The organism is Caballeronia grimmiae (genome assembly GCF_000698555.1).
Classification (GTDB): domain Bacteria; phylum Pseudomonadota; class Gammaproteobacteria; order Burkholderiales; family Burkholderiaceae; genus Caballeronia; species Caballeronia grimmiae.
In genome coordinates, this window is record NZ_JFHE01000002.1 from 75,320 (window position 1) to 96,373 (window position 21,054).

The 21,054-nt window shown below is 63.7% G+C and carries 20 protein-coding genes; 11 read left to right on the plus strand and 9 right to left on the minus strand.

Annotated elements, in window-relative coordinates; all coding sequences use genetic code 11:
• Positions 1 to 161: 161 nt before the first annotated feature.
• Both BG57_RS02635 and BG57_RS02640 read right to left on the minus strand, forming a co-directional pair.
• Positions 162 to 608 (minus strand): type II 3-dehydroquinate dehydratase, encoded by a 447-nt coding sequence (locus BG57_RS02635; RefSeq protein ID WP_035960027.1) that lies wholly within the window; start codon positions 606 to 608, stop codon positions 162 to 164.
• 4 nt (positions 609 to 612) lie between these two features.
• The gene (locus BG57_RS02640; RefSeq protein ID WP_035960379.1) at positions 613 to 1,896 is read right to left on the minus strand and encodes an MFS transporter; all 1,284 of its coding nucleotides are present in this window, start codon (positions 1,894 to 1,896) and stop codon (positions 613 to 615) included.
• A gap of 188 nt (positions 1,897 to 2,084) precedes the next feature.
• Here BG57_RS02640 and BG57_RS02645 point away from each other — a divergent pair, with 188 nt between their 5' ends.
• Positions 2,085 to 2,870 (plus strand): IclR family transcriptional regulator, encoded by a 786-nt coding sequence (locus BG57_RS02645; RefSeq protein ID WP_035960030.1) that lies wholly within the window; start codon positions 2,085 to 2,087, stop codon positions 2,868 to 2,870.
• Between the two features lie 87 nt (positions 2,871 to 2,957).
• On the opposite strand, the gene BG57_RS02650 is transcribed toward BG57_RS02645, so the two are convergent.
• The gene (locus tag BG57_RS02650; protein WP_052005582.1) at positions 2,958 to 3,959 is read right to left on the minus strand and encodes a GlxA family transcriptional regulator; all 1,002 of its coding nucleotides are present in this window, start codon (positions 3,957 to 3,959) and stop codon (positions 2,958 to 2,960) included.
• 300 nt (positions 3,960 to 4,259) lie between these two features.
• Here BG57_RS02650 and BG57_RS02655 point away from each other — a divergent pair, with 300 nt between their 5' ends.
• The 9 genes from BG57_RS02655 (at position 4,260) to BG57_RS02695 (ending at position 13,670) form a co-directional block, all read left to right on the plus strand.
• On the plus strand, positions 4,260 to 4,802 hold the full coding sequence (locus tag BG57_RS02655; RefSeq protein WP_035960382.1) for a carbonic anhydrase: 543 nt from the start codon (positions 4,260 to 4,262) through the stop codon (positions 4,800 to 4,802).
• Positions 4,803 to 4,867: 65 nt separating this feature from the next.
• On the plus strand, positions 4,868 to 5,761 hold the full coding sequence (locus BG57_RS02660; protein ID WP_035960032.1) for an NmrA family NAD(P)-binding protein: 894 nt from the start codon (positions 4,868 to 4,870) through the stop codon (positions 5,759 to 5,761).
• A 277-nt stretch (positions 5,762 to 6,038) separates the two neighbouring features.
• Complete coding sequence (locus BG57_RS02665; RefSeq protein WP_035960034.1) at positions 6,039 to 7,523, plus strand: sensor histidine kinase; 1,485 nt, start codon at positions 6,039 to 6,041, stop codon at positions 7,521 to 7,523.
• A complete protein-coding gene (locus BG57_RS02670; protein WP_035960035.1) occupies positions 7,508 to 8,878 on the plus strand; it encodes a sigma-54-dependent transcriptional regulator in 1,371 nt (456 codons plus the stop codon). Before BG57_RS02665 ends, BG57_RS02670 begins: the two co-directional genes overlap by 16 nt.
• 147 nt (positions 8,879 to 9,025) lie before the next feature.
• Positions 9,026 to 9,769, plus strand: coding sequence for a hypothetical protein (locus BG57_RS02675; RefSeq protein WP_035960036.1), 744 nt, complete (start codon positions 9,026 to 9,028; stop codon positions 9,767 to 9,769).
• 49 nt (positions 9,770 to 9,818) lie between these two features.
• The gene (locus tag BG57_RS02680; protein WP_035960037.1) at positions 9,819 to 10,370 is read left to right on the plus strand and encodes a hypothetical protein; all 552 of its coding nucleotides are present in this window, start codon (positions 9,819 to 9,821) and stop codon (positions 10,368 to 10,370) included.
• Between the two features lie 337 nt (positions 10,371 to 10,707).
• Positions 10,708 to 11,952, plus strand: coding sequence for an MFS transporter (locus tag BG57_RS02685; protein WP_035960038.1), 1,245 nt, complete (start codon positions 10,708 to 10,710; stop codon positions 11,950 to 11,952).
• A complete protein-coding gene (locus BG57_RS02690) occupies positions 11,949 to 13,202 on the plus strand; it encodes an arsenic transporter (RefSeq protein ID WP_035960040.1) in 1,254 nt (417 codons plus the stop codon). Before BG57_RS02685 ends, BG57_RS02690 begins: the two co-directional genes overlap by 4 nt.
• A 21-nt stretch (positions 13,203 to 13,223) precedes the next feature.
• A complete protein-coding gene (locus BG57_RS02695; protein WP_035960041.1) occupies positions 13,224 to 13,670 on the plus strand; it encodes a DMT family transporter in 447 nt (148 codons plus the stop codon).
• Between the two features lie 204 nt (positions 13,671 to 13,874).
• Here the strand turns inward: BG57_RS02695 and BG57_RS02700 are convergent, their stop codons facing one another.
• The 4 genes from BG57_RS02700 to fae all read right to left on the minus strand — a co-directional run bounded on the left by BG57_RS02700 (position 13,875) and on the right by fae (position 18,335).
• On the minus strand, positions 13,875 to 15,185 hold the full coding sequence (locus BG57_RS02700) for an MFS transporter (RefSeq protein WP_229753984.1): 1,311 nt from the start codon (positions 15,183 to 15,185) through the stop codon (positions 13,875 to 13,877).
• Between the two features lie 153 nt (positions 15,186 to 15,338).
• On the minus strand, positions 15,339 to 16,778 hold the full coding sequence (locus BG57_RS02705) for an NAD-dependent succinate-semialdehyde dehydrogenase (RefSeq protein WP_035960043.1): 1,440 nt from the start codon (positions 16,776 to 16,778) through the stop codon (positions 15,339 to 15,341).
• Positions 16,775 to 17,812 (minus strand): aldo/keto reductase, encoded by a 1,038-nt coding sequence (locus BG57_RS02710; RefSeq protein WP_035960045.1) that lies wholly within the window; start codon positions 17,810 to 17,812, stop codon positions 16,775 to 16,777. Before BG57_RS02710 ends, BG57_RS02705 begins: the two co-directional genes overlap by 4 nt.
• 10 nt (positions 17,813 to 17,822) lie before the next feature.
• The gene (fae, locus tag BG57_RS02715; protein ID WP_035960046.1) at positions 17,823 to 18,335 is read right to left on the minus strand and encodes a formaldehyde-activating enzyme; all 513 of its coding nucleotides are present in this window, start codon (positions 18,333 to 18,335) and stop codon (positions 17,823 to 17,825) included.
• Positions 18,336 to 18,634: 299 nt separating this feature from the next.
• On the opposite strand from fae, the gene BG57_RS02720 reads away from it, so the two are divergent.
• The gene (locus BG57_RS02720; RefSeq protein ID WP_052005583.1) at positions 18,635 to 19,297 is read left to right on the plus strand and encodes a 4'-phosphopantetheinyl transferase family protein; all 663 of its coding nucleotides are present in this window, start codon (positions 18,635 to 18,637) and stop codon (positions 19,295 to 19,297) included.
• A 78-nt stretch (positions 19,298 to 19,375) separates the two neighbouring features.
• Here the strand turns inward: BG57_RS02720 and BG57_RS02725 are convergent, their stop codons facing one another.
• Complete coding sequence (locus BG57_RS02725) at positions 19,376 to 20,236, minus strand: ABC transporter permease (RefSeq protein WP_035960047.1); 861 nt, start codon at positions 20,234 to 20,236, stop codon at positions 19,376 to 19,378.
• A gap of 24 nt (positions 20,237 to 20,260) precedes the next feature.
• Positions 20,261 to 21,049, minus strand: coding sequence for an ABC transporter ATP-binding protein (locus BG57_RS02730; protein WP_035960048.1), 789 nt, complete (start codon positions 21,047 to 21,049; stop codon positions 20,261 to 20,263).
• Positions 21,050 to 21,054 lie beyond the last annotated feature (5 nt).

The following is a 21,054-nucleotide window of genomic DNA, read 5'->3' on the forward strand; positions in this document are numbered from 1 at the left end:
CTCGATGCCAAAGGGGCACGTTCGCATCGCCCACATCCACTTTCGGCGGAACAATTTGCCATTCGTCTCATTGCGGGCGTTCGGCCGGCACGCTTCCACTTCATATGCTGAACCGCGGACTCCTTGCGAAGCCCGCGTGCCTCACAGATGAAGAAAGACGCTCAACTCTGATCGCCCCAGAGATCCTCCACCGCGCGGATCCCCAGCAAGTAGCCGTTTGCGCCAGCTCCACAGATCACCGCGGTAGCCGCGACCGAGATCGTCGAATGACGGTATTCCTCCGAACGCCGATGAATGTTCGAGATATGCACTTCCACCACCGGCCGACGAATCAGCTTGACCGCATCCAGCACCGGAATGCGCCCGAACGAAAAGCCCGCCGGATTGATGATCAGCGCGGCGTCCTGCAAAAACGCTTCCTGAATCCAGTCGATCAACTGGCTCTCGCTGTTGGTCTGGCGGAACACGCAGTCGAACTTGAGGTCTTCAGCCAGCGCGAGACAGTTCTGTTCGATGTCCTTGAGCGTCGTATGGCCGTAGATGTTCGGCTCACGCACGCCCAGCATGTTCAGATTGGAGCCGTTGAGAATGTAGAGTTTGCGCGTCATGGTTTCAGTGGGTAGTGCTGCGTTCGAGGGCGGTGTCTTTCGTTTCCCGCGACGTTGCGATCATGAGGAAGGAGAGCAGGTTCAGCGAGCCGCAGACAGCGACGATCGCCCACGGCGAACCGTGAAAGGCATTGAGCAGCGCCACCGCGACGATCGGCATCGGCCCGCCGGTGAGCAGGTTCGCGCCCGAGTACGACAGCGCGGACCCCGTATAGCGCGCTTCGGTCGGAAAGGACTCCGCGAACCACACGGGTTGAATGCCGCTCTGAAACTGCGTGAAGCCGAGGAACGCGCCCATCACGGCCATCGTCATGGCGACCGAGTGCTGATTCAGGATGGGAAAGTAGATCAGGCAGCAGACCAGCGTGCAGAACGAGCCGATCAGCAGCGCGCGTTTGCGCCCGATCCGGTCGCTCAGATAGCCGCCCGCCAGCGCGCCCACGATGGCGCAGACATTGGCGACCATCAGCAGCATGAAGCCGGTCTGTTTCGGCACGCCGAGGTTCTTCGTCAGATAGCTGAGCGAGAAGACCACGATCAGATAGAACAACGCAGCCGGGCCGCAGAAGAACAGCGTCAGGCGCAGCGCCGTGCGCCAGTGGAACTTGAAGACGACGCCGAGCGGATTGGCGGCGCGCGCGCCTTCGCCTTTCTTCTTGAGCGCCTCGAAGGCGGGCGTCTCGCTGACCTTCATGCGGATGTAGATGCCGAGCAGCACGAGCACGAAGCTCGCGAGGAACGGGATTCTCCATCCGAACGATTCGAAGTCGTCGGCGGATAACAGACTGGACAGCGCGAAGAGGGCGAAGTTGGCGAGGATCTGGCTGAGCGGCGAGCAGATGCCGAGCAAGCCCGAGTACAGCCCGCGTTTTGCCGGGGATGCGTGTTCGACCGCCATGAGTTGCGCGCCCGTCGATTCGCCGCCCAGCGCAAAACCCTGAACGATACGCAGCGAGACCAGCAGGATCGGCGCAAGAATGCCGACTTGCTGGTACGTGGGCAGCAGGCCCATCAGGAACGATGAAACGCCCATCACCGAAACCGTGAGGAGCATGAGATTGCGCCGTCCCCAGCGGTCGCCGAGCATCCCGCAGATCACGGCGCCGAGCGGACGTGCAGCGAGTCCCGCCCAGAAGCTCGCGAGCGACGCGAGCAGCGACGCGGTCGGATCGAGCGAGGGGAAGAAGAGCTTCGGGAAGATGGTGGCGGCGACGACGCCGTACAGCGCGAAATCGAACCATTCGAGCGCCGTGCCGACGGTAGCGCCCGCCACCGCGCGACGCGCCATCAAGTGATCCTGCGCGGAGCGTTCGCCCGCGGCCAAGTTCGGGTCAGCGGTAACTGACATGGGTGTCTCCTGGATTTTCGGTGTATGTAACGTTCGCTTCTTGCGGCGAACAGATGCTATTGTTTGCGCTCTGAAAGCGGGGCGTTCCGCACCGGAACTCCATTTCATATCACGAAAATCGACCAACGATGTCGCTGAAAAACGGCCTGAGAATGCTCGATTTCCTCGCGTCGCAGGGCGAGGGCGCGGGGCTTGTCGAGATCGCGGATGCGCTGGCCATGCCACGCAGCTCGTGTCATCGCGTGCTCACCGAGCTTGTCGAGAGCGGCTATGTGCGGCAGTTGACCGATCACAGCCGCTACATCCTGACCATGCGCATGACGTCGAATGGCCTCGAATTCCTGAGCCTGACGGGGATCGCGGATATTGCCCAGCCGATCATCGAACGCGTCGCGGCGCGGACGGGCGAACTCGCGCGGCTGTCGCTGGTGGATGGCGAAGCGATCATCTGGGTGGGAAAGGCGGACGGACACCGCACCGGTTTTCGCTACGATCCCGATATGGGGCAGGCGGCGCGGCTTTCCTGCACTTCGACGGGACACGCATGGCTCATGACGATGACCGATGAGCAGGCGGCTGCGCTGGTCCTTAAGCAGGGCTTTGGACAGCCGAACGAGTTCGGCCCCAATGCGCCGACGACGCTGAAAGCATTGCTCGGTTTCCTGCACGCAGCGCGCGTGCGCGGTTACGCGATGATCGACGAAGTGTTTGCGCCGCGCATGTCGGCGGTGGCGACTCCGGTGATCAGCGGATCGCGTTGCGTCGGTGTCATCAGTCTGGCGGGTCCGCGCAAACGGCTGACGGCCGAGAAGATTCACGAGTATTCGGTGCTGCTGCGCGAGGCGGCCAATGAACTGGCGCAGTTGAGCAATCTCGCGGGGTTTCCGAGCCAGCCGCCGCTCGGCAAGGGATGAGTGGACTGTGCGGATGAGTCGTTAGCAGTGTTTGAACGCTGGACTACATGAGCCACGGCAATGGATCAAAAGGGGCCTCTACTGGACTCACATCGACAACAGCGTCGCCCCAACCTCGCTTCTCGGGCTGACTGAATTTGCCGCCGCTGTCTGGTCGCGAGCATTTCTGCGCAGGACATCGGCGGGCACACCGAAGGTGCGGATAAACGCCCGACGCATGCGCTCCCTGTCGGCAAAGCCCGTCTCTTGCGCGATCACGTTGATGGTGTGCTGGCCTTGCTCGATCATGAACCGCGCCGCCTCCAGCCGAAGACGTTCGACGGCCTTCGCGGGGGATTGTCCCGTTTCAGTCACGAAAGTGCGGCTGAACTGACGCGGGCTGAGATTCGCGACGTCCGCAAGTTCTTCGATGGTCAACGGATTCCGCAAATTGCACCGTATGTGTGCGAGGACGGATGCGATCCGGTCCGACTTCGGTGTCATGTCGAGCAAGGCGGAATGCTGCAACTGCCCGCCGAGCCGCCGCTGATTCATCACCAGAAGCCTGGCGACCAGCTTGGCGGCATCGGACCCCAGGTCGTTATCGAGCAGGGCTAACGCGAGGTCGATGCCCGCCGTCATGCCGGCGGACGTCCATATCGGGCCGTCGTTGATGAAGATACGGTCCTCTTCCGCGATCACCTGCGGATATCGGGTCTTGAACTCCGACGCATGCGCCCAATGCATCGTGGCGCGCCGGCCATCGAGCAGTCCCGCCTCCGCAAGCACGAATGCCCCGCTACAGATGGACGCCACGCGCCGCGATGCGCTTGCGGCCGCCTTCACGAACGAAGCCAGTTCTGGCTCGAACGGGGCGCTCCAGACGTCCGTGACGGAGCCGACGATGATCGTATCGAATTCCGGTTCCCCGAACGCTTCGGTTTGCAGCGTCATGCCGCCCGACGATTCGAGCGGCCCGCCATGTGGCGACAGCAGGTGAACCTCATAGCAAGGGCCTCGCTGCGGCATGTTCGCAAGCTCGAAGGCTGTCAGCGCGGCCAGACTCATCATCTGAAACCGCTGCGGCACGATGAAGCCGATTCGATGCATACCTGCTCCTTCGCGAAGTAGGACGCTTGACAAGCGCTCACGTCCACGACGTTCGTCGCTTCTCTAAAGCGCAAAGCGGATGCGGCCAGTTTCGTTCGATGGCACGAAAGGTGGCAACAACGACATACATGCTAAAGGCATGCGGCGCTAAGGTACAAGCACTTCCTCGCTGCCGGAAACGAAGGTCGATGGGCGTCGTGCGGTCCGCTCCGCTCGAACGCCTTCGGTGCTTCACATCCGGGCCTAAGTCACCGAAGCATCGTCCGCGAATGTGCGGCATTCAACCTGGAGATGATCGAAATGACCTTCAACGATGTGATGCTCGACCGCAATGCCGCGTTTGCCAACGACATGTTTTCTCCCGAACTCAAGATGATGCCGTCGACGGGCACGGTGGTCGTCGGCTGCGTGGACCCGCGTGTCGATCCGGCGAACGTGTTGGGCCTGAAGCAGGGCGAAGCAGCGGTCATCCGCAATGTCGGCGGGCGGGTCAACAAGCCGTTGCTTGAAACGCTGGCGATCCTGTCTGTTGTCGCGAAAGCGGCGGGACGGCCTGACGGGGCGCGCAATCTCGTACTGCTTCAGCATACGGACTGCGGAATCATCGGCTGCTATCGGCATGCACCGGCCATGTTGGCGAAGCATCTTGGCGTTGAGACAGAAGCACTTGAAAGTCTCGCCATTTCCAATCCGTACGAGGCGGTGACGATGGATGTCGCAGCGCTCAGGGCCAATCGGCAGCTCGCAGACGAACTGGTCATCTCGGGACTTGTGTATGACGTCAAGACGGGCCTCATCGAGACCGTCGTTCCAGCGGCGCGCCTGCGCGAGCCGGCGCATTGAGCGTCGGAACAGGCTAGCCGCCACATCATGGTCCATCCGCTTCTTTTCATAATACGGAGTACGAAATGAGGAACGAACGCTATCTGATCGCGGGCGCCACCGGAGCCACGGGCGGCGCTGCCATAGACGAGCTTCTTTCCAAAGGTGCTCGGGTGAGGGCGCTGGTCCATAGAGACGACGAGCGCGCGGCTGCATTGCGCGCCCGTGATGTCGAGGTCTTCATCGGCGACCTGCTGGACAGCCATGCGGTTCAGGCAGCGCTGAAGGATGTTACGGGCGCGTACTTCGTCTATCCGATCATGCAACCTCATCTGATCGACGCAACGGCATACTTTGCGCATGCCGCGAGGCATGGCGGAAGTGTCCGGTCGATCGTGAATATGTCGCAGATTTCGGCGAAGGCCGATGCGCGGAGTCACGCATCGCTTTCGCACTGGTACGGAGAGCGAATCTTCGATTGGAGCGGCGTTCCTGTCACGCATCTGCGGCCAACGTTCTTCATGGAGTGGCTGACTTACGGTTTTCAGTTGCCTTTGATTGCCGGACACGACTTGCTCATGGTGCCAGCGGGAAAAGGCCGGCACGCGCCGATTGCGGCTGATGATCAAGGGCGCGTGATCGCGCAAATTCTCTTGAACCCCGGAGCGCACGCGGGGAAGACGTATCCATTGTTCGGGGCCGAAGAAATGGATCACCATCGGCTAGCCGAGATACTGTCGGATGCGCTTGGCCGCAACATTCGTTACGAGGCTGAAAGTATGGAGTCTTTCTCGGACCGACTTAGAAAAGCCGGCCTCTCTGATCATTACATTCAGCATATTACGTCTGTTTATTCGGGCTATCAGGACGGGGAATTCGCCGGACACGACGATACAGTTGAGCGTATTACCGGCCGCATGCCGATGTCGGTTCGGGAGTATGTCGTCGCGAATCGGGAGCGTTTTGGGGCGGGCGGTTGAACGGGCGGTTGCCGCAAGACATTCTCGACGCTTTCAGCGGAACGTATCCGGCTCTAGACGGCAGCCGGGCATCCTTGCGTCGAGTGCTACTTCGCGGCAGTTGTATCTGCATCACTCGAATGACGGATCAAGCTGCGTAGGAGCCGCTGAGCTTGTCGACTTCGGCGTCAATGACGCCGGATCAGAAAGAAACTCGTTGAGCCCGGCTTGGACGCGCGGGTGCGTGGCAAAGGATTTGCTTCACAGTCCGCCACCTCCGTTCGCTCACGATTCTTTCATGCCGAGACCGTCGTTTTCCACTCAGCTTCTCACGCTCTGGATGCTCATTGCTGTGCTCTGCGGCCTGCTGAGTGTCGCGGTATGGCTCATGTTGTCGTCGGCGCTGAGTGAACGTGTCGTCGCCGCCAAGCAGCAAGCGGCAGCCGCCTGCACGGCCGTTGCCTCGCGCTACGACTTGTCGATGCAGCGCTCCGCAGAAACCAATGTCGACCTGATGCACGCCGTGCTCGATCTCGTGCTGATCCAGACCGAAGGCATCGAAGGCGGCTTCTGGACCAGCGAGCCAACGTCAAAGGCGCTGAACGGTTTTATCGCGTACGCATTTCCTACCTATGGCGGCAGCGGCGTCAAACGCGACATCCCCGAAGCCGAGACACCGCTCATTCTGCGTGCGCTAAGAAGCGCATCGGGCAGCGGGCAGTTGCAGGCCGATATCGTGTCGAGCGGAACGGACGCCGTGCTCGCGGTAGCCTGTCCCGTCCCGCGTCACGCGGGCCTGCTCGCATGGACGCTCACGCGCGCGCGCCCTCCGCTCGGACCGTACGGCGAGCGCGCCACGGCCATTCTTGCGAGCGTGCTCGCCGTCATCGTCGTGCTCGCGCTGTTTCTGGCGCTGACGCTCAAGCGATGGAAACACAACCTCACGCAGCTTGAACATGCGCTCGCGCCCGACGGTGAATTCGAGCAGGGCAAGCGGCTGCACCGCATCGGCGAGCGCGATCTGGACCAGATCGTCGATGCGCTCAATCGCTATGGCGAGCGGGCCGAGCGGCTCAAGCGCGATGCCGACGCACTGAACCGGCAACTCGCGCAGGCAGAACGGTTCAGCACGTTGGGAAAGATGGCGGCACAAATCGCGCATGAGATCCGCAATCCGGCCGGCGCGATGCGACTAAAGGCCGAAAACGCGCTGGCAGGCGACGGCGCGCGCCGCGAAGCCGCCTTGAGGACGATCATCCAGCAAGTGGGACGCATCGAATTGCAGGTGTCGAGCCTGCTTGCACTGACGCAATCGGTGACGGTCCACGCACGCGAGGTCGACCTGCCCGCGTGGCTCGACGATATCGTTCACACGCATGAATCGCGGGCCGAAAGCAGGCATGTCGCACTCGGCGTGGAAGTCGCGCCGCATTCGACGCAGCCAGTATTCGATCCCGCCCAGCTTGCGCGCGCGCTCGACAACCTTCTCGTGAACGCGCTCAGGCACACGCCGTCGGGCGGAAGCGTGACGGTGCGGGCGTACGCTGCGGTCGCGGAAGAAGGCGAACGGCTCAGGCTCGAAGTCATCGATAATGGTCCCGGCGTGAGCCCGGCCGAGCGAGAGCGGATTTTCGAGCCGTTCGTGACGGGCCGCTCCGACGGATCGGGCCTCGGTCTCGCCGTCGTGCGTGAGATTGCGTCGGCGCATGGCGGCCGCGCTTATCTCGCGGAAGATTCGAACATGACGCGCTTTGTAATCGACTTGCCATGGCGACCATCCTGATCATCGACGACGACGACGCTTTTCGCGAAGGTCTCGCGGAAACGGTGCAAGACCTCGGTTATTCATCGTCCGAAGCACGTTCGGGGGATGAAGCGTTCGAGCAATTGCGCGGGCGTTCTGCGCCCGACTGTATCTTTCTCGACTTCCGCTTGCCGGGCGCGGACGGGCTCGCGGTGCTGGAAACCCTGCGCAAGACGCCAGGCCTGCAGACCGTACCGGTCGTGATGCTTACCGCACACGCGACGAGCGACAACACCATTGGCGCGATGCGGCTCGGCGCGTTCGAGCATCTCACCAAGCCGGTCGGACGCGAGGAGATCGCCGCGTTGCTCGAGCGCATTCTGTCGGCGCAGCGCGAGACGCCCGCCGCGCGCGGGTTCGCCGACGAGGCCACGTCGCGTGAGCCGCAACTACTCGGCGCGAGCGAGGCCATGCGCGAGGTGCAGAAGCGCCTTGGCCGTGCGGCGGGCGGGAATTCGACCGTGCTCATCACGGGCGAAACGGGAACCGGAAAGGAAATCGCGGCGAGCGTGCTGCATCGCGCGTCGGCGCGTGCAAGCGGCCCGTTCGTCGCGGTGAACTGCGCGGCCATTCCCGACGATCTATTGGAAAGCGAGCTCTTCGGGCACGGCAAGGGTGCGTTCACCGGCGCGCAGGCCGACAGGCGAGGGCGAGTCGAAGAAGCGCATGGCGGCACGCTCTTTCTCGATGAAGTCGGCGACATGCCGCTCTCCATGCAAGCGAAGCTGCTGCGTGTGCTTCAGGAGCGGCAAGTCACGCCCCTCGGCACGAACCGGATCGTGACCGTTGATGTGCGGGTGGTCGCCGCCACGCATCGCGATCTCGCCTCGATGGTCGAAGCGGGCACGTTTCGGCAGGACCTGCTGTTTCGTCTCAACGTGATTCCGCTGCATATGCCGCCGTTGCGCGAGCGCGTGGCGGACATCCTGCCGCTTGCCGAGCACTTCCTCGCGAGCGCATCGTCCGACGTTGCACGCAAACATCTTTCGGCCGATGCGCAGCGCCTGCTCGCCACCTTCGCCTGGCCGGGCAATGTCCGCGAGCTTGCCAATGCAATAGAACGGGCCAGCGCGCTTGCGCCGGGACAGGTGCTGACGCGCGACGACTTCGCGTTCCTGACCGCAACGCCAGACAGTGCGAATGACGCGATTCCCCCGGCACTGCTCGAACTTCCCCTGCCGCAAGCGGTGGCGCAACTGGAGCGCGCGCTGATCGTTCACGCGCTTTCGGCAGCGGGCGGCAATCGCACCGAGGCGGCGCGGCGGCTCGGCATCAGCCGGCAGTCGCTCTACACGCGCATGGCGGCGCAGGGCATGTCCGAGGCTTCCGCGTGAGCCTGACACCGTCAAGGAACCGGACAGGCGCTGTCGGCTGTGTTGACACCGTCACGCCTGTTCATCACGTAACCCATTGAGGCGCGGGCGTTTCCCGAATGGCATAGCCCTTGCAGATGACTCCTCGCTACGCGAAAGGAGTGAATCATGCAATCGACTCGATGCCCCAGCTTGCGAACCGCCGTGCTCGCGGCCTTGCTCACGGTGAGCGCTGGCTGCGCGGCACAACCCGCTGTAACGCCGACCCCGCCTCCCGTCGCGGCAGACGCTCCGCCGCCGCCCGCTCCACCGCCTCCGGGCGTCGATCCGCGTCCGCTTGCCGACGCGGCTTCGATGACAACCACGCAGGGCACCGTCGCGCGCTTCCTGACCAATCCGGATGGCGATGTCGACGGTTTCATGACCGACGACGGAACCTTCGTGCGCTTTCCGCCGCATATGGGCGCGCAGCTGACTTCGGCGCTTCGCCGTGGTGATCTCGTGCAGGTGAGTGGCGTTCGCGAGGAAGGAGGCAGCTTCGCTGCGCAACGCATCACCGATACACGAACGGGCCGGCAAGTGATTGACGAGCCGCCGATGCGCGGCCGGCCACCGTTGCCACGCACCGCGCGCGGAGCGGGTCTTTCGAGCCTCAGCGCGCAAGGACAGGTGGCCCATGTCACCACGGCGCCGCGCGGCGAACCCGACGGCGTGATCCTGTCTGACGGCACCGTCATCAAACTTACGCCACCCGTGGCTCAACAGTTCGCGACGTTGGTACGGACGGGCGCGACGGTATCGGCGCAAGGCTACGGCACGCGTAATCAATATGGCACCGCGCTTCAGGCGACCGCGTTCGGCTCTCCGGGCAATCTGACTCCGCTCTACGACCGCAACGCGCCGATGCGTTGAGGCAAGGCCATCGAGATGTTCAAGCTCACACTCATTAAGGACAATTGAAATGCATTGGATCGATCCCACCAGCCTTCCGGAAACGCGCGGCAAAGTCACGCGTTTTCTATTGAACCCGCACGGTGAAATCGACGGCCTCGTCATCGGCGCGCGTCAGGTTCACTTTCCGCCGCATCTGTCGACACAACTCGCGCGTCATGTCGCACCTGGCGATGCCGTGCGCGTGCGCGGCGTCAAGCCTCGCGATGCAGACATGATCGCCGCCGTTTCGCTGACGACCGCACGCGGCGTTCTGATTCTCGACGAAGGTCCGCATCACAACGGCGAGAAGCACCACAAGCCGCACGTCGAACGCAAAGCCATGGACGCATCCGGCGAAGTGGTGCTTTCGCTCTTCGGCCCGAGAGGCGAATTGCGCGGGGCGCTGCTGGACGACGGAACTTCGCTGCGTATGCCGCCTCATGCCGCAGCGGAGCTGGCCGCTTATCTGAGTCCGGGCGCGCACGTGCACGCGTGGGGCCACGGCGTGAAGAACCGGCACGGGCGCACGATCGAGGTCGATGAAATAGCCGAACTCATCGACGCACCGCAGGCGGCCTGACGAGGCTGCATCTCACCTATGGAGCGGGTGTCATGTTGAGCTGGGCGCGCTTCGGAGATCGTCATGCGTCGTACAACGACCGCAACGGGAGTCTCGGCCATCCGACGTCGATGATCCAGCTAGTCAATCGCCACCTGTCCGACCGCTTGACGATGACGGCCCTCACGGTGGACGGACGAAGTGCCGAAGGTTCGATCTTGCTTCACCCAGCGGGTCACCCGGACAAACACCTCGAACGCCACCCGGCACCGATGCGCACGCGGTCGAACCCTGGCCGGAGCACGGCATCGTCGGCGCGCAGCCTGGGCCCAACAAGAACCGACGCCATTGGTGAACCATGAATCCTCGATACGCACTCGAAGGACTGAATTTCTTCATGGCCGATGTGCAGGCAGGCATCGGGCCGTTCCTCGGCGTCTTTCTGCAGGCGCATGGCTGGCATCCGGGGGCGATCGGCACGGTCATGACGTTGGGCGGTATCGCGGGCATGATCGCAACGTCTCCGGCGGGGGCTCTGGTCGATGCCACTCATCACAAGCGCGGCATCATCGTCATCGCGGGGGTGATGACGACGCTGGCGCCGCTCGTGTTGTGGGTGTCGCACAGTTACTGGATGGTGGCTGCGTCGCAGATATTCACTGCCGTGACGGGGGCCGCGCTGGGTCCGGCCGTGGCCGGCGTGACGCTGGGCATCGTTCGCGAACAGGGCTTCGATCGGCAATTCGGCCGTAATCAGGTGGCCAATCATGCGGGCAACGTGGTCGGGGCCGCGCTCTCGGGCTGGCTCGGATGGCGCTATGGATTCGGCGCGGTCTTCGTGCTCGTCGGCGTATTCGGCTGCTTGACCGTCATCTCGACGCTGCTCATCCGGCGCGACGCGATCGATCACGACAGCGCACGCGGTCTCGGCGGACCGGCGTCGGGTAAGCCGGAACGGGAGCATGAGCAGGCGAGCGGGTTTCGTGTCTTGCTGACCTGCCAGCCATTGATGCTTCTTGCCGCGTCGCTCGCGCTGTTTCATTTGGGCAATGCGGCGATGCTGCCGCTTTACGGCCTCGCGGTCGTCGCGGCGCATCAGGGCGATCCGAGCGCCTTTACCGCCCAGACCATCGTGGTCGCGCAGCTCGTGATGGTCGTCGCGGCGTGTGTTGCTAACCGGCTGATTGGGCGCATCGGTTACTGGGGCGTCATCCTGATCACTTTCCTCGCGCTCCCGCTACGCGGATTGCTCGCCGCAATGTTCATCACCGCGTGGGGCGTATGGCCGGTTCAGGCGCTGGACGGCATCGGCGCGGGCTTGCAGAGCGTCGCGGTGCCCGCGCTGGTGGTGCGGCTGCTGCAAGGCACGGGACGGGTGAACGTCGGGCAAGGCGTCGTCATGACCGTGCAAGGCGCGGGCGCTGCGCTGAGTCCTGCGCTGGGTGGCGTGCTCGCCCAGCATTTCGGATACGCAAGCGCTTTTCTCGTGCTGGGCGCCGTGTCTACCGGATCGCTCGCGCTGTGGCTGCTGTTCGGCACCGCCCTCAAAAAAGCGTGCGGCCTTCGCCGCGACGTCACTAACGATGCGCCTCTGGCAACATGAATCCAATTTTTCTTTCGTGGGGCATTGCGCTCGCCGCCACTGCCGGCGTCATCCTGCGGCCTTTCCGATGGCCCGAAGCGATCTGGGCCGTCGCCGGCGCACTCGTGCTCGTCGCGTTCGGCCTGCTTCCCGCGCAGCTTGCCTGGCAAGCGGTCGGCAAGGGCACGGACGTCTATCTCTTTCTCATCGGCATGATGTTGCTCTCGGAGCTGGGACGTCGCGAAGGCCTGTTCGACTGGGTCGCGGTGCATGCCGTCAATTACGCAAAGGGATCGCCTCGCAAGCTCTTTACGCTGGTGTATCTCGTGGGCGTCGTGGTGACGACTTTCCTGTCGAACGACGCAGCCGCCGTCGTCCTCACGCCCGCGGTGTTCGCCGCCGCCAGAAAAGCGAAGACGAAGCCGCTTCCGTTGCTCTACGTATGTGCGTTCATCGCCAATGCAGCGAGCTTCGTCCTGCCGATCTCGAACCCCGCGAACCTCGTGCTCTATGCGAACCACACGCCGGCGCTCGGTCTCTGGGTCGCGCGTTTTGCCTTGCCGTCGGTGCTGTCGATTGCCGCCACGTTCGTCATGTTGCGCTGGACCCAGCGTGCGGATCTGGGCGGTGCGTGCGCCTGCGACCTGCCTGTGGAAAGACTGAGCACGAACGGCAAAGTCACGCTAGCCAGCATGGGCGTGACGGCGGTCGCGCTGCTCGTGGTCTCGGCCTTCGATCTGCAGCTCGGTCTGCCCACGGCGATTCTCGGCATCCTTACGGCGCTGATCGTGTTGGTCAAGGAGCGTCAGTCACCCGTGAAGCTCGTCAGCGAAATATCGTGGAGCGTGTTACCGCTCGTCGCGGGACTCTTCGTACTGGTCGAGGTGCTCGATCATACGGGCGTCATACACGAACTCTCGGCGCTTCTGACGCTGGCAACTCGACAGAATCAGCCGATGGCGGCAGCGGCGTCCGGTCTCGTCATCGCCTTCGGAAGCAACGCGATCAACAATCTGCCTGCCGGACTCATCGCGAGTGCCACGGCCTTGCAGGCGCACAGCCCGGAGCGCGTCATCGACGCTCTGCTAATCGGCGTGGACCTCGGCCCGAATCTCTCCATCACCGGCTCGCTCGCGACCATTCTCTGGCTCTCGTCGATTCGACGCGAAGGCGAGGAAGTCGGCTTCGTGCAGTTTCTGAAAGTCGGCATTGTCGTCATGCTTCCGGCGCTGGTTCTCGCGCTCGGCAGCCGGCTCCTTGCCGGACACTGACACGCACGCACGGAGACAAGCATGAGCAGCGCATGGATTTATCCCTTCATCATCTTGGGCGGCGTCCTCCAGGCTGCGGGCGCTCCGATCAATGGCGAACTCAAGGGCGCGCTCGTCAATCCGTGGCTCGCGTCGAGCGTGTCGTTTCTTCTCGTGACGTTTCTCGCCATCACCTTGTTCTGGATTCAGCCAACCCCGTTGCCGACACTCGATGACCTGCGCAGCATGAAATGGTGGGCGCCGCTTGGCGGCATCGTGGGCGCGGTCGCGGTGTTCGCGGGACTGACGCTCGTGCAGAAAGTGGGCGTTGGCACGCTCAATGGGCTGACCATCTGCGCCAACCTGGTTGCATCGGTTGCGATCGACCATTTCGGTTTGATCGGCGTGGCCGGGCATCCGCTGAGCTGGCTGCGCGCGCTCGGCACGGTGTTGATGGTGGCGGGCGTCGCGCTCGTCATGCGATTCTGAGTGTCGAGCCGTGAACAGCCACTGCGGATGGCGTCAACGCGCTCGCTTACTCGGCTGGCGAATCGTAGTGCTCGTGGCGTTGGCACTCTCGCATCGGCGACGTCCGTTCGCCTAGAACCGCCTGCTGCCGATGCGATCCGGCGGCTGCGCCGACTCCTGTCGATAACGAAAACCTCGCCGCGCCCGCCAACGCAGCGCGCTACATCATCCCCCACTAGCCTCCCTCAACGTAAGATCCTTGGTCTCCGGCGCCCACGCAATGGACACCACCATCCCCACCAGAAGCACCCCCGCGAGCGCAAGCATCGTCATTTGAATGCCCGCCTGCGCGATGCCGATCGGCAGCAGAAAAGTCCCAATCGCCGATCCTAGCCGGCTCGACGCAATCGCCAGTCCGACGCCGCACGCGCGCGCCTCGGTCGGAAAGCACTCGGGCGGAAACACGCCGACGAGATTGGAGAACGCCGACATCGTGAGCGTGAAGACGCCGAACGCGACTATCATCGCCATAGTCGCCGATGACGGCAGCACTGCCAGCGCGAGCAGCGAGACGCACGTGATCGCGAACGATCCGATCAAGAAGCCGCGGCGCGAAAGCCTGATCGTCAGCCAGATGCCGATCACTGCGCCCAGCACGAGAAAGCCGTTGAGCAGCAAGTCGGCGCGCGAGCCTCCGTCGAGATGGATCGCAGACAGAATGCTCGGCAGAAACGTGTAGATCGCGAAGTACGGAATCACGAGACACACGAAGAACGCGCAATTGAAAATCGTGCGGCGGATCAGGTCCGGCTTGAACAGGCGCGCGAAGCCGCCTGCAGGCGCGAAGTGCTCGCCGTTGTCCGCTTCGAGCGCGACGTTCTCGCCGAAGTGCTTGCGCACGATGCGATGCGCTTCCTCCGCACGTCCCTGTCCGAGCAGCCAGCGCGGCGACTCCGGCGTGCCGATGCGCAGCACCAGCACGAGCAGCGCGGGAACGCCCGCCGACGCGAGCAGCCATCGCCACGCATCCGGCGATGCGTCCGCGTAATGCATGCCGACGACGTTCGCGATCACATAGCCGATCGTCCAGATGACGCTGAACGATCCGAGCAGCGTGCCGCGATGCCTGCGCGGCGAGAACTCCGCGAGAATAGCGTGGCCCACCGCGAAGTCGCCGCCCATGCCGAAGCCGATCAGCACGCGCAGCGCGACCAGCATCGCGGGCGTCGTCGCATAGAACTGCGCGAATGCCGCCGCCGTGATGATGACGAAGCTGAGCAAGAAAATCTTCTGCCGCCCGAGCTTGTCGGACAGCCAGCCGAACACGAGGCTGCCGAGAAAGATGCCGATCAGCGCCGATGAACCGAGCAGGCCGATCCAGAAGGCATCGAGCGGAATCTGGCGGTTCAGCGACGCGAGCGCATAGCTGATGGTGCCGAGCGCATAGCCTTCGGTGAAGTGCGCGCCGAAGGTCAGGCCCGCGATCTTCACGTGAAAACGGTTGAGCGGAACGTCGTCGAGCATCACGCGCTGCATCGGCGTGCTGGCTGGCGTCGCTCCGTGCGGCGCGAACGCCCTCGGGTCGCTCAGGCTTTGGGTATCCATAGGTATCTCCTCCACTTTGTTCTCGAAGCGGCGCATCGCGCAACAAGGCGACCGATGCGCCGCGCGTGGACCGCGCAAGCCTGTTCAGCGGCCGAGGCCCGCCATCATCATGTACTTGAGCTCGGTGTATTCATCGAGTCCGTACTTCGATCCTTCGCGGCCCAATCCCGAATGCTTCACGCCGCCGAAGGGCGCAACTTCCGTCGAGATGATTCCTTCATTGATGCCGACCATGCCGGTTTCCAGCGCATCCGCGACGCGCCAGGCGCGGCCCAGATCGCGCGTGTAAAAGTACGCGGCCAGGCCGTAGGGCGTGTCGTTGGCGACGCGGATCACGTCCTCCTCGGTATCGAAGCGGAAGCACGCCGCGACCGGCCCGAAGGTCTCTTCATCGGCGATCAGCATGGAAGGCGTGGCGTCGGCCAGCACGGTCGGCTCGTAGAACGTGCCGCCGAGCGCATGCGGCTTGCCGCCCGTCAGCACCTTCGCGCCTTTGTGCAGGGCATCGTCGACATGCGCGCGCACCTTCATCAACGCGGCCTCGTTGATGAGCGGTCCCTGCTCGAACGCGCCCAGCAGCCCGTTTCCAACGCGCAGCTTCTGCACGGCCCGCGTAAGCGCCTGCGTGAACGCGTCGTAGACGCCGTCCTGCACGTAGAAGCGATTGACGCACACGCACGTCTGCCCGGTGTTGCGAAACTTCGATGCGATTGCGCCTTCCACCGCCGCATCGATATCCGCGTCATCGAAGACGATGAACGGCGCATTGCCGCCCAGTTCGAGCGAGAGCTTCTTGAGCGTATCCGCCGACTGCCGGGCAAGCAGCTTGCCGACGCGCGTCGAGCCGGTGAACGAGAGCTTGCGCACGTCGTCGGATTGCGTGAGCGTCGCGCCGATGGCCGGGGCATCGCCGGAAACGATGTTGAACACGCCCGGCGGGATGCCCGCTTCCTCCGCCAGCACGGCGAGCGCGAAGGCGGAAAGCGGCGTCTCTTCGGATGGCTTCAGCACCATCGTGCAGCCTGCCGCGAGCGCGGGGCCGGCTTTGCGCGTGATCATCGCGAGCGGAAAATTCCACGGCGTGATGGCCGCGACGACGCCAACCGGCTCCCGCGTCACGATGATCTTCGAGTTGGGCTTCGGGCTCGGGATCACGTCGCCATACGCGCGCTTCGCTTCCTCCGCGAACCACTCGAAGAAGCTCGCGGCGTAGGCGACTTCGCCGAACGCCTCGACGAGCGGCTTGCCCTGCTCGCGCGTGAGCAGCGTGCCGAGCGCCTCGCGATGCGCGACCATCAGTTCGCCCCAGCGCTTCACGCGCGCACCGCGTTCCTTCGCGGTCAACGCGCGCCAGGCGGGAAGGGCTTTTCTTGCGGCGTCGATGGCAAGCTGCGTTTCCTTCGCGCCGCCGCAAGCGACGTTCGCGATCACTTCGCCCGTCGCCGGATTGCAGACGGCGTAGGTCTCGGCGCTCGCGCGCCATTGGCCGTCGATGTAATGACTTGTTCGCAACAGATCGATCATGCCGCACGCTCCAGCTTGTCCGCGAACACGCCTTGCGCCGCACGCGGCTCGCGCGCGATGCGCTTGCCCGCCGTGTAGTCGTTGATGAGATCGCAGGGCGTGTAGTTACGGTCGAGTTCGTGAAGCTCGTCGGCGTCGAGTTTGGTGTCGAGCGCGGCGAGCGCGCTGTCGAATTGCGCGGCGGTATCCGCGCCGACCAGCATGCTCGAAATGCCGGGGCGGGAAAGCACCCACGCCTGTGCGATCTGCGCGGGCGGCAGGCCACGCCGGGCCGCGACACGCGAGACCGATGCGGCAATCGCGAGCGACGCCGGATCGGCATACATTTGCGCCGTGAAGAAGTCGGTCTGATTGCGCGTGGACTTCGCATCGCAGGTGAGCAGGCCGCGGGCGAGCGGACTGAACACCGACACGCCCACGCCCTGATCGATGCAATACGGAATCATCTCGCGCTCTTCCTCGCGGTACGCGGCGTTCAACTGCAATTGCATGTTGATGGGCTTGTGCCAGCCGTGGCGCTCGCAAGCCTGCATGATCTTCGCGAACTGCCAGGTACACATCGTCGATACGCCGATATACCGCGCCTTGCCCGCGCGCACGATATCGTCGAGCGCGTGCATCGTTTCTTCGACGGGCGTGTTCACATCGAAGAAATGCAGCATGTAGATATCGACGTAATCCATGCCGAGACGCTTCAACGACGCGTCGATGCCGTCCATGATGTGCTTGCGCGAATGGCCGCCCGCGTTGGGCGTGCTCGCCATGTCATAGCCGACTTTCGTCGTCACGACGATATCCTCGCGGCGCACGAGCCGCTTCAGAATGCGGCCGACGACTTCTTCGCCGATACCCGTCGAATAGAAATCGGCGAGGTCGATGAAGTTGACGCCCGCATCGAGCGCGTGCCTGACGATCGGCTCGCTCTGCGCTTCATCGAAGATCCACGGCTTCCATTGCGGCGTGCCCATGTTCATCGTGCCGAGACACAGGCGCGAAACCTTGAGGCCAGACTGGCCGAGACGCACGTATTCCATGTCGGTCTCCTTACTTTTTCTTGGGCGTGTAGAACGGGTTCGACACCTCGCGTGCGGCGGCGAACACGGCTTCCTTGCGCGGCAGGCCTTCCATCGCCGCGACGATCGCGTTCTTGCACGCGCGGTAGTTGTTCGCGAACACGGCGTCGAGATCGTCGGTCTTCGGATTGACCCAGTTCGCCGTCACGACGACCCAGTCGTTCTCCGCTTCGGGCGGCAGCGTGCCGTTTTCGAGCGATTCGGCCACCGCCTTCGCGATGCCCGCCTGCGATGCGCCCCACGTGGCGTTGCCGTGGAAGTCGCCCTCGATCTGCGCCTTGTTCACATAGAGCGTGAGCGGCTTGGTCGGCACGCCCGGTTGCGTGATGACGACGAACGGCGCATGTCCCGCCGAGGGTGTCGCGAGCGCGGTGGCGAAGGCCTGACCGGCGGGACCGCTGCGCGGCCCGACCAGCACGTTGATATGGGCGAGATTGACGCCCGGCCCTTCGAAGCCTTCACCGATAAAAAGATTCTTCTGCATGAACTCATTCCTCTGTCGATTCCGCCTGATAGGTGGATGCGGCCATTCTGCGCGGCGTTCGACAGCCAAGGAATCGACGATTTGTCAGCGCGGGTGTGAGATGCGATCAACTCCGGTGCGACCCGTAAGGGCTTCTCCCCGGTCTGATTCGGAGATCTCCGATGCGCCTAAGCATTTCTTAAGAATTCATTGCTGAGAATCGATAGCTGCCCGCACGAGGCGCACATCGTCTAAAGAACAACCGAAAGGAGCGCCGCCATGCCGCATGAAATCGCCGTGTCACCGGGACTGAATGCGTGATGCACGGCTCGGTCCCCCTGCCGCTGGAACTCGCGGACAACGTGGCCTGGCATTTCCACGATCTCGCCAAGTCGCGCACTGTCGACCGGCCGCCCGCCGAGGGCGAAGTCGGCCTGTGGCTCATCACGAGCGAGTTTCGCTTTGCGTCGGCATCGAATATCGGAAGCTGGCTGAGCGTCGCGGAGCGCAAGCGGGCGCGGCTCTATCCGAACTCGGCGATTGGCCGCCGCTTCGGCGTCGCGCGGGCGACACTGCGGCTCGTCGTATCGCAGATGTTTGGCTGCCGCCCTCAGGAAGTGCGCGTGGAGGATGCGCCCGATGAGCGCATCGTCGTGAAGGACGCGGCGGGGGAGCGCAGCGTGGGCGTCGATGTGTCGTACTCGGGCATCTGGATCGTGATGGCGGTGGCGTCGGCCGATGTCGGAATCGGCCTCAGTGTCGACGCGCCGGGCGCTCAGGGCGCGCAGATCGCGCTCGTCGAAGCGGCGCATATCGCCAGCCAAAGAGCGGGGCGCGGGGAGGGCGCTGCATCGTCGACGTGGCATGGTCTCGTGCTGCCGATGCCCGGCGAGCTGCGCGGCGTCGTCGCGGTGGATCGGCCGGTGTCGGAAGTCCACGCGTTCGGCTGGGAAAAGCAGATCAAGGCGAATACGGACGTCTGATCCGCCGCGCCAAAGCAAAAACCCCATGCGCCGCGCATGGGGTTTTGCGTTTCAATCAGGACCGAGTTGGGCCGCGAATCAGGCCGCAGCAGGCCGCCACTTCAACAATCTTTGCTCCACCGCCGTCAACAGATAGTCCGCCGCCAGCGCGACGACGGCCAGCACGATCATCGCCGCGAAGACCCCGCTTGCGTTAAACGCACCTTGCGCCGTGGAAATCAGCAGCCCGATGCCCTGCTTCGATCCGAGGAATTCGCCGACCACCGCGCCGACGAGCGCGAAGCCGAAGCTCACGTGCAGGCTGGCGAGAATCCACGACAGCGCCGACGGAATGACTACCGAAGTCGTCACTTGCCGCCGCGACGCGCCGAGAATCTGCGCATTCGCGATCATGTAGCGGTCGGCCTCCCGCACGCCCTGAAACGCATTGGCGAACACGACGAAGAACACCATCACGACCGCGAGCGCGACCTTCGACGCCATGCCGAGCCCGAGCGCGATGACGAACACCGAGCCGAGCACCACGCGCGGAATCGAATTCGCAATCTTGATGTAGATGCTGAACACATCCGACAGCAGCTTGTTGCGCCCGAGCACGATGCCGCAAAACACGCCCGCCACCGAGCCGATGATGAAGCCTAGCCCGGTCTCTTCGAGCGTGACCCAGACTTGCGTGAGCAACGGCCCTTGCGACGTGCCCTCGACGAACCATTCGACGATCTGCTCGTAGATCGCGGAAGGCATCGAGAAGAAGAACGGGTCGATCCAGTGCAGGCGAGCGGACAGTTCCCAGCCGCCGAGCACGATGACCAGCACCGCGATGCGCAGCCCGATCACGAGCGCATGACGTTGCCGGATGCGCCGTTGCGCCTCGCGTTCGACTTGCGCGAGCGCGCCGGCGTCGATGCCTGCGGGCATCGTCTGTTGAGGTGTTGACATGTTCGATGTTCCTTTCGGACAGGTTCAGCCGATTTGCACTTCTTCGCGCAAGTCGTGCCAGATATCGCGTGAGATTTCGATGAAGCGCGGGTGATACCGAATCTCCGACGTAATGCGCGGACGCGGCAAGTCGATCTCGTAGACCTTCTTGAGCGTCGCGGGCCGCGCGGTCAGCACGAAGACGCGGTCAGCAAGCGCGATGGCTTCTTCGAGATCGTGCGTGACGAACACCACCGATCCCGCGTTCGCCGACCAGAGCTCCAGCAGTTCGTCCTGCATCAGCGTGCGCGTCTGCATGTCGAGCGCGGAGAACGGCTCGTCCATCAGCAGGATTTCGGGCTTGTTGATGAACGTCTGCGCGAGCGCCACGCGCTTTCTCATACCGCCCGACAACTGATGCGGATAGTGCTTGCCGAATTTGTCGAGGCCGACGCGGCGCAGCCATTCGTTGGCTTCGTAGTAGGCGGCGGACTTCGAGCGGCCGCGGTACAGCGGGCCGGCGGCGACGTTGTCGAGCACCGAGCGCCACGGAAACACGGCATCCGCCTGAAACACGAAGCCGATGCGCGGATCGATGCCGTCGACCGGCGCGCCCATCACGCGCACTTCGCCGGTCGTCGGCTTGAGCAGGCCCGTGATCATGCCGAGCGTCGTGGACTTGCCGCATCCCGTCGGGCCGACGATCGCGACGAACTCGCCCTTCGCCACCGACATGCTGAAGTCGCGCAGCGCGACGGTCGCGCGGCCATCGGGCGAGATGAAGCGGCAAGAGACATTGCGAAGTTCGATCGCGGGTTGTCGTGTCGTATTCATCGCCG

What these genes read in the sequence shown, in the direction of transcription:
- BG57_RS02635 (WP_035960027.1), bottom strand. Translation starts at nt 608, where the DNA reads ATGACGCGCAAACTCTACATTCTCAACGGCTCCAATCTGAACATGCTG.
- BG57_RS02665 (WP_035960034.1), top strand. Translation starts at nt 6,039, where the DNA reads ATGCCGAGACCGTCGTTTTCCACTCAGCTTCTCACGCTCTGGATGCTC.
- BG57_RS02710 (WP_035960045.1), bottom strand. Translation starts at nt 17,812, where the DNA reads ATGGAATACGTGCGTCTCGGCCAGTCTGGCCTCAAGGTTTCGCGCCTG.
- BG57_RS02725 (WP_035960047.1), bottom strand. Translation starts at nt 20,236, where the DNA reads ATGTCAACACCTCAACAGACGATGCCCGCAGGCATCGACGCCGGCGCG.
- BG57_RS02695 (WP_035960041.1), top strand. Translation starts at nt 13,224, where the DNA reads ATGAGCAGCGCATGGATTTATCCCTTCATCATCTTGGGCGGCGTCCTC.
- BG57_RS02640 (WP_035960379.1), bottom strand. Translation starts at nt 1,896, where the DNA reads ATGGCGCGTCGCGCGGTGGCGGGCGCTACCGTCGGCACGGCGCTCGAA.
- BG57_RS02670 (WP_035960035.1), top strand. Translation starts at nt 7,508, where the DNA reads ATGGCGACCATCCTGATCATCGACGACGACGACGCTTTTCGCGAAGGT.
- BG57_RS02730 (WP_035960048.1), bottom strand. Translation starts at nt 21,049, where the DNA reads ATGAATACGACACGACAACCCGCGATCGAACTTCGCAATGTCTCTTGC.
- BG57_RS02675 (WP_035960036.1), top strand. Translation starts at nt 9,026, where the DNA reads ATGCAATCGACTCGATGCCCCAGCTTGCGAACCGCCGTGCTCGCGGCC.
- fae (WP_035960046.1), bottom strand. Translation starts at nt 18,335, where the DNA reads ATGCAGAAGAATCTTTTTATCGGTGAAGGCTTCGAAGGGCCGGGCGTC.
- BG57_RS02705 (WP_035960043.1), bottom strand. Translation starts at nt 16,778, where the DNA reads ATGATCGATCTGTTGCGAACAAGTCATTACATCGACGGCCAATGGCGC.
- BG57_RS02660 (WP_035960032.1), top strand. Translation starts at nt 4,868, where the DNA reads ATGAGGAACGAACGCTATCTGATCGCGGGCGCCACCGGAGCCACGGGC.
- BG57_RS02645 (WP_035960030.1), top strand. Translation starts at nt 2,085, where the DNA reads ATGTCGCTGAAAAACGGCCTGAGAATGCTCGATTTCCTCGCGTCGCAG.
- BG57_RS02655 (WP_035960382.1), top strand. Translation starts at nt 4,260, where the DNA reads ATGACCTTCAACGATGTGATGCTCGACCGCAATGCCGCGTTTGCCAAC.
- BG57_RS02650 (WP_052005582.1), bottom strand. Translation starts at nt 3,959, where the DNA reads ATGCATCGAATCGGCTTCATCGTGCCGCAGCGGTTTCAGATGATGAGT.
- BG57_RS02700 (WP_229753984.1), bottom strand. Translation starts at nt 15,185, where the DNA reads ATGCAGCGCGTGATGCTCGACGACGTTCCGCTCAACCGTTTTCACGTG.
- BG57_RS02690 (WP_035960040.1), top strand. Translation starts at nt 11,949, where the DNA reads ATGAATCCAATTTTTCTTTCGTGGGGCATTGCGCTCGCCGCCACTGCC.
- BG57_RS02685 (WP_035960038.1), top strand. Translation starts at nt 10,708, where the DNA reads ATGAATCCTCGATACGCACTCGAAGGACTGAATTTCTTCATGGCCGAT.
- BG57_RS02680 (WP_035960037.1), top strand. Translation starts at nt 9,819, where the DNA reads ATGCATTGGATCGATCCCACCAGCCTTCCGGAAACGCGCGGCAAAGTC.
- BG57_RS02720 (WP_052005583.1), top strand. Translation starts at nt 18,635, where the DNA reads ATGCACGGCTCGGTCCCCCTGCCGCTGGAACTCGCGGACAACGTGGCC.